Annotated in this window: 7 protein-coding genes; 1 reads left to right on the top strand and 6 read right to left on the bottom strand. The window is 53.5% G+C overall.

What is annotated here, in order from left to right; all coding sequences use genetic code 11:
• Window positions 1-693: aconitase family protein (locus HEP82_RS18760; protein WP_237048352.1), on the bottom strand; the 693-nt coding region annotated here is incomplete at its 3' end.
• A 438-nt stretch (window positions 694-1,131) separates the two neighbouring features.
• On the opposite strand from HEP82_RS18760, the gene gstA reads away from it, so the two are divergent.
• Entirely contained in the window at window positions 1,132-1,746 is a 615-nt protein-coding gene (gstA, locus tag HEP82_RS18755; RefSeq protein ID WP_192459458.1) for a glutathione transferase GstA, read from the top strand.
• A 140-nt stretch (window positions 1,747-1,886) separates the two neighbouring features.
• Here gstA and pdxY read toward each other — a convergent pair whose 3' ends face one another.
• The 5 genes from pdxY to anmK form a co-directional block, all read right to left on the bottom strand.
• A complete protein-coding gene (gene pdxY, locus HEP82_RS18750) occupies window positions 1,887-2,747 on the bottom strand; it encodes a pyridoxal kinase PdxY (RefSeq protein ID WP_192459457.1) in 861 nt (286 codons plus the stop codon).
• Between the two features lie 175 nt (window positions 2,748-2,922).
• A complete protein-coding gene (gene tyrS / locus HEP82_RS18745) occupies window positions 2,923-4,200 on the bottom strand; it encodes a tyrosine--tRNA ligase (RefSeq protein WP_192459460.1) in 1,278 nt (425 codons plus the stop codon).
• Window positions 4,201-4,338: 138 nt separating this feature from the next.
• Window positions 4,339-5,040, bottom strand: a complete 702-nt coding sequence (pdxH, locus tag HEP82_RS18740; protein WP_192459456.1) for a pyridoxamine 5'-phosphate oxidase — start codon at window positions 5,038-5,040, stop codon at window positions 4,339-4,341.
• Window positions 5,041-5,125: 85 nt separating this feature from the next.
• Window positions 5,126-5,422, bottom strand: a complete 297-nt coding sequence (locus HEP82_RS18735; RefSeq protein WP_192459455.1) for an MliC family protein — start codon at window positions 5,420-5,422, stop codon at window positions 5,126-5,128.
• A gap of 117 nt (window positions 5,423-5,539) precedes the next feature.
• Window positions 5,540-6,655, bottom strand: a complete 1,116-nt coding sequence (gene anmK, locus HEP82_RS18730) for an anhydro-N-acetylmuramic acid kinase (RefSeq protein ID WP_192459454.1) — start codon at window positions 6,653-6,655, stop codon at window positions 5,540-5,542.
• Between the last annotated feature and the right edge of the window lie 30 nt (window positions 6,656-6,685).

The following is a 6,685-nucleotide window of genomic DNA, read 5'->3' as shown; positions in this document are numbered from 1 at the left end:
GATGTGTATAAGGGACAGCCCCAGCACCCCCAGCCCGTTAATCATGGTCGTATGCGAGTCCGTGCCCACCAGCGAGTCCGGGAAAGCCAGCAATGACGATCCCCGTCGCTGTAACCACACCACTTTCGCCAGATATTCGAGATTCACCTGATGGCAGATGCCCGTACCGGGCGGGACAACGCGAAAATGCTGAAACGCCCGCTGGCCCCAGCGTAAAAACGCATAACGTTCATGATTTCGCGCCATCTCCAGCCGGGTATTGTTCGCCAGTGACTGTGCGTCACCAAAATGATCAACGGTCACGGAATGGTCGATAACCAGATCGACCGGCGTCATCGGATTGACCCGACTGACATTGCCCCCCAGTCGTTTTACGCTATCACGCATTGCTGCAAGATCGACCACGGCCGGGACACCGGTGAAATCCTGCATCAACACTCGCGCTGGTTGAAATGCAATTTCTCGATCGACGTGGCCGTGTTCCAGCCACGCCACCAAGGCCCGCAAATCCGCCTCCTGGACGAATTCGCCACCATAGTGTCGTAACAGGTTTTCAAACAGAATTTTCAACGATTTTGGAAGCTTATCAATGTTGCCCAACCATTGGGCGGCCAACGACAAACTAAAATAGGCGTAGGTATTTTGACGGATAGTGAGGGTATCAATACAGGCATCGCGGCGTTGTAATGGCATGATGCATTCTCCCGGATGAACAGCGTTGTCTCAAACCGACCTTCCGCTGGTATTGCATCCTGCAGACATCGCTGCATGCTGTTCAGGGTCGCCATCCGGCGCCCCATTCATCATCATTCTCGAGACTCAGTATTAAAGATAACACAAATTATGATTAACATATTTTTAACAAAATGATTCATCCGAGAATAACTGAAATACTGTTTTTTTAATTATAACCACCGGATTTTTTAATAAAAAAAAGCACATAAGTAAAATTGGGAGAGAAAATAATGCATCCACGACTACGATTTCAGTAACGGCACTTGCGATGTATCGCACATCCGACCATGGTTATTTATTGCAATATTGCCTTACATCTTCTTATTAAGAATTTATCGATAATTAATCACTACACACAGTAAAGATTCTCAATGCTCTCGATGGAAGGAATGGTATATGAAATTTTATTACCGACCAGGAAGCAGCGCGTTATTTCCACATATCATTCTATGTGAGACACGTGCTCGTTTTTCTCTGGACAAAGTTGATACTCGCACCAAAAAGACGGAACAAGGTCAGGACTATTTGCTGATCAACCCGAAAGGGCTGGTTCCAGCGCTGGTTCTTGACGATGGGTCTATTCTGACGGAGTGCATTGCAATTTCGCTCTATCTGGCGGATAAAGCGCCGCAATATAACCTGATCGCGCCGCCGGCGACTATCCACCATTATCATGCCATCGAATGGCTGAGCTACATCGCCACTGAACTTCATAAGTCCTTTACCCCGCTGTTTCGCCCTGGCACGCCGGAATTGTACAAAGACTTGTTGCGCAGCTATCTCACACAGCGATTCCGCTATCTGAATGAAGTATTGGGAGAGCACGACTATCTGGTGGGAAACCGTTTCGGCGTGGCAGATGCCTACTTGTTTACGGTATGCCGTTGGGCACCTGAATTTAAACTGGATCTGATACAGTTCCCGGCGTTGCTGGCATTTCTGGAACGGGTATCGGGTCGGCCATCGGTTGAAAAAGCCTTAACGGCTGAAGGGCTAGAGGTCAAATACTAAACGAGTGCCGCCGTTGAACGTAAGCAAGGCCGTCGACTCTGCTACAGCCCGCCGGCCTCCGACCTGCAACGCACGATGTGGCAGCAAACAGCGGCGGGAGATCCTTCCCTTCCGCCGCTTGCGCCAACCGAACGGTGGCCTCAGAGGCGCACGGCCTCGAAATGGAAACGCGGCCTGACCATATTGTCCTGTGCCGCAACCAGTTGCAGTTCATACTGCTGCATTTCGCTGGTCGTCAGCATGACCTCATAAACGGCAGCCGTCGTGTGTTCCAGCGCACTCTTCAGCGTCGCCCCCTTCAGCAGATTCACCAACAACAGTCCGCTGGTCAGATCGCCCACGCCGACAGGCTGACGTTCGCCGAAATCCACCAGCGGACGACTGATATGCCAAGCCTCTTCCGGCGTCACCAACAGCATTTCAAACCGATCGTGACGATAGGCGGCGCGGCTGAGATGTTTCACCAACACCAATCTCGGACCACGCTGACACAATAAGCGGCTGGCGGCTACCGCTTCATCCACGGTATGGATAGTCTGACCGCTCAGTAATTCCAGCTCCGGCAGATTCGGCGCAATCGCATCACTCACCAGCAATGACTGATGACAATGAAAATCCGTCACACCGGGCGGTACGATGCACCCTTTCTCTGGCGTGCCCATCACCGGATCGCAAAAATACATCGCCTGCGGATTGGCGGCCTTCACCCGCCGGACAATATCGAGGATATGACTACCCTGCTCTGGCGAACCAATGTAACCACTCAATACGGCGTCACACTCGTCCAGATGACCAATGTTGTCGATCCCTTGGGCGATTTCCGTTAAATGCGATGCTGGCATGACACACCCGGTCCACTGACCATACTGTGTATGGTTGGAAAACTGGACGGTATTCAGTGGCCAGACGTTAACCCCCATACGACGCATCGGAAACTCCGCCGCACTATTCCCCGCATGACCAAATACCACATGTGACTGAATCGACAATATATTTTTCATTAGACTCACTGCCCCTGCCTGCATGATGCGATGTGTTGTTATCAGATTGGTCTCGTCATGACACACAACCCCTTACTTCACAAACCCGATAAAACGGCAACGGAATAATGAAGAGACGGATCTGACATACACCGCAAAAACAAAAGGGAGCGCTCGGCTCCCTTGCGATGAAGAATCAGGCTTTCCAGCAAACCAGACAGTAATTTTTCTTGCCGCGGCGCAACAACGTATAGCGACCAAACAGACGATCGCTATCGACCAAGACGTACTCCGGATCAGATTGCTTCTCGCCGTTGATGGTAATGGCGTTGGATGTAATGGTCTTGCGCGCCTGTCCGCGGGAAGGCTGCAGTTCGGAATCCACCAGCGCCTGTTGCAAGTCGGCGCCTTTCTCCAGCTCCACCATCGGCACCCCGTCTTGCGCCAGTTGCGCAAAATCAGCTTCGGTCAGCTCACCCAGATGGCCATTGAACAGACTCTGCGTGATACGTCTGGCCGCGACCAATCCTTCTTCGCCATGTACCAGCCGCGTAACCTCTTCCGCCAAAACATACTGGGCACGCGGCGCGGTACCGCTGTTCTTGTCTTCCTCCTCCAGCGCATTGATCGCATCAATATCGAGGAAAGTGAAGAATTTCAGGAACCGATATACATCGGCGTCGGCAGTGTTAATCCAGAACTGGTAAAACTTGTACGGACTGGTTTTCTTCGGATCCAGCCATACCGCGCCGCTTTCAGTTTTACCAAACTTGGTGCCGTCGGATTTGGTGATCAACGGTACGGTCAGACCGAATACCTGTTTCTGATGCAGACGACGGGTCAAATCGATGCCCGATGTAATATTGCCCCACTGGTCGGAACCGCCGATCTGTAACTCCACGCCGTGCAGCGCATTCAGCGAAGCAAAGTCATAACCTTGCAGCAAGTTATAGGAGAACTCGGTGAACGAGATACCCACATCATCGCGGTTCAGGCGCTGCTTCACCGCTTCTTTATTGATCATCTGATTGACGGAAAAGTGCTTGCCGATATCACGCAGGAACGTCAGCACGTTCATCGAACCGAACCAGTCATAGTTGTTGGCGGCTATTGCGCTATTTTCACCACAATCAAAATCCAGGAACGGTGCGACCTGGCGGCGAATTTTATCCACCCACTCGCCGACAGTTTCTTCGGTATTCAGTTTGCGCTCCGCCGCTTTGAAGCTCGGGTCGCCGATCAGGCCGGTTGCTCCGCCGACCAGCGCCACCGGTTTGTGACCGGCCATTTGAAAGCGTTTCAGGCACAGCAGCGGCACCAGATGTCCCAAATGCAAGCTGTCGGCGGTCGGATCAAAGCCGCAATACAGTGCAATTGGCCCTTGCGCCAGTCGCTCTGCCAACGCAGCCTCGTCAGTGACCTGGGCCACCAGGCCCCGCTCTTGCAATTGTTGAATCAAATTGCTTGCCATCAATGTCTCCATGTATAAACGACTGCACCTTTGCCGGTACACGGCTTTTCGCCTCTAACGGCGAAAGAAAAATTTAGCGTGGCATAGAATAAAGCGCCGACACCGTGAGTGCCAGCGCTTAGCACAACAAATTGCCGGGTTTTACGGTGCCAGGCGGTCAATCATCCAGCCACTGTCCTGGCGCTGGTAAAGGAAACGGTCATGCAACCGGTGCTCGCCCCCTTGCCAGAATTCTACGGAATCAATGTGTACCCGATAACCGCCCCAGAAACTGGGCAACGGGACTTCGCCATTCTGAAATTTCTGTTTGATTTCCAGGAACTTGCTTTCCAGAATACCGCGCGTAGAAATTCGGCTGGACTGCCGGGAGACCCAGGCGCCGATCTGGCTGTCCTTGGGACGACTGTGGAAGTATTTGAGCACCTCCAGCGGGGGCAACTTTTCCACACGGCCCAAAACAATGACCTGCCGCTCCAGCATATGCCAGGGAAACAACAAACTGATGCGGGGGTTGTTCGCCAGTTGCTGCGCCTTACGGCTACCGAGATTGGTGTAGAACACCATCCCTTTTTCATCATAGTGCTTCAGCAAGACGATCCGTTGGTAAGGTTGGCCCTGTGCGTCCACCGTGGCGACGCACATGGCGGTCGGATCAGCAAGCTGCGCTTCGCAGGCCTGTTTCAACCAACGCTCAAACAGATCCAACGGGTTATCGGTGAGATCGCGGCGGCGCAACCCACCACGGGTGTATTCGCGTCGTAAATCAGCGATATCGATCTGATGCGCCTGATCTCCCGGCGCGGTAAGTACCTGATTACGTGAATTGTCGTGTTCTGCTGTCATTTGAATCCTGCCATTGCCTGCGCGGGCGAAAAAATGTGCCCACATTCTGCGCCGCAACCGTCAAAATCTCAATGTAGCCCCCACTCTACCTGAGCGTACAATCGCTGACGATTACCCTTTCGCCACGCATGATGAAGGCCTGGCGCCCTTTGCTCCAGAACGTATATCGATTATCGCTATAGCGTGTGCCGGATGCGGCTGATACTTCAGGCAGCGTATGGCTTTCGCCGTCCAGTAGAAAGACAACCTGTTTTGCCGACTGCGTCACGGTAAGGGGCATCGTGCCGCATTGATAGTACAGGATACGGGATTGCGGTTTGGGCGCTATCAGCGCACACCCGCTCAACAGCACAATTCCGCATACTGCCAGCCATGGTTTCATTCGGGAGTTCTCCTGTCATATGGCTATCCATACGCCCGCAACAGGAATGGTCTCGGGTTGCAGGCAACGCTCACAGTCTAGCAATAGCGATGCATCCTCGGGCTCGGCGGAATCCGATTAGGCCGACCGATTCGCCGGAAAGATAGCGCCCAGCACGGTTGCGTTCCTCGCCCCGGTGACGGACGGCAAATTGCCGGCAAGCCCCGACATCGTTCGGAATGCCAGCCAAGCGAAAGCCAGCGCCTCCATATCATCGCCACGAATACCGTATTCGTCTGTAGCACTGACATGCGACATCGGCAACTGCCCGGCAAGTTGCTGCATCAGCAACGGGTTGCGCGCGCCGCCGCCACACACCAGAACCCGATCACACCGGCCGTGCAGCCTAATCTGTTCGGCAATGCTGTTGGCGGTCAACGCCGCCAGCGTCGCCTGAACATCTTCAACAGCCAGAGGCGAGAATGCCGCCAGCTGTTTCTCCAGCCAAGCCAAGTTGAAGTATTCGCGCCCGGTACTCTTCGGCGCCGACAAGGAAAAATACGAATCACTCAGGAAATGCGCCAGGAGCTCCGGGCAGATACGCCCCGTCATCGCCCAGGCGGCATCTTTGTCAAAAGGCAGAGCACGGTGTTTAGCGACCCACGCATCCATTAGAATATTTCCCGGCCCCGTGTCGTATCCCAGAATAGGCTCTCCAGGAAATAGCAGGGACAGGTTGGCGATACCACCGATATTCACCACGACCCGCCTCTCTGTCGGATGTTGCAGCAATGCGTGATGAAATGCAGGAACCAGGGGTGCCCCCTGACCGCCCAGAGCAACATCCCGGCGGCGAAAATCGCCGACCGTGGTAATACCGGTCATAGCGGCAATATGATTATTATCCCCAATTTGCAGTGTAGAGGGCGCATCACCGTGGGGTTCATGCCACATAGTCTGCCCGTGACAACCGATTGCAACGATATCCTCAGTGCCAAGGCGGTTATGCATCAACAGATGCAGTACCGCGTCGCCAAACAGCACGCCAAGCCGGGTATCAAGATGACCGAGCGCAGAAAGCGTCACCGCCTGCCCCTGATTCATTGATAAGATCGCCTGCCGGATCGACCCCGGCATTGGATGAAAATAGCTGGCCAATTGCGTTATTGAGTTCGCATCAATGTCTGCCAATACAACATCAACGCCGTCCAGACTGGTGCCAGACATAATGCCTATATATTTACCTGCACGCATGGGATTCACCCGCTATGTGGGGATCACGTG

Source organism: Musicola keenii, from assembly GCF_014855505.1.
Taxonomy (GTDB): domain Bacteria; phylum Pseudomonadota; class Gammaproteobacteria; order Enterobacterales; family Enterobacteriaceae; genus Musicola; species Musicola paradisiaca.
This window is presented reverse-complemented; position numbering and strand designations above follow the sequence as displayed.

Coding starts and splice junctions, on each gene's coding strand:
- gstA (WP_192459458.1), top strand. CDS start 1,132: ATGAAATTTTATTACCGACCAGGAAGCAGCGCGTTATTTCCACATATC.
- pdxY (WP_192459457.1), bottom strand. CDS start 2,747: ATGAAAAATATATTGTCGATTCAGTCACATGTGGTATTTGGTCATGCG.
- pdxH (WP_192459456.1), bottom strand. CDS start 5,040: ATGACAGCAGAACACGACAATTCACGTAATCAGGTACTTACCGCGCCG.
- HEP82_RS18735 (WP_192459455.1), bottom strand. CDS start 5,422: ATGAAACCATGGCTGGCAGTATGCGGAATTGTGCTGTTGAGCGGGTGT.
- anmK (WP_192459454.1), bottom strand. CDS start 6,655: ATGCGTGCAGGTAAATATATAGGCATTATGTCTGGCACCAGTCTGGAC.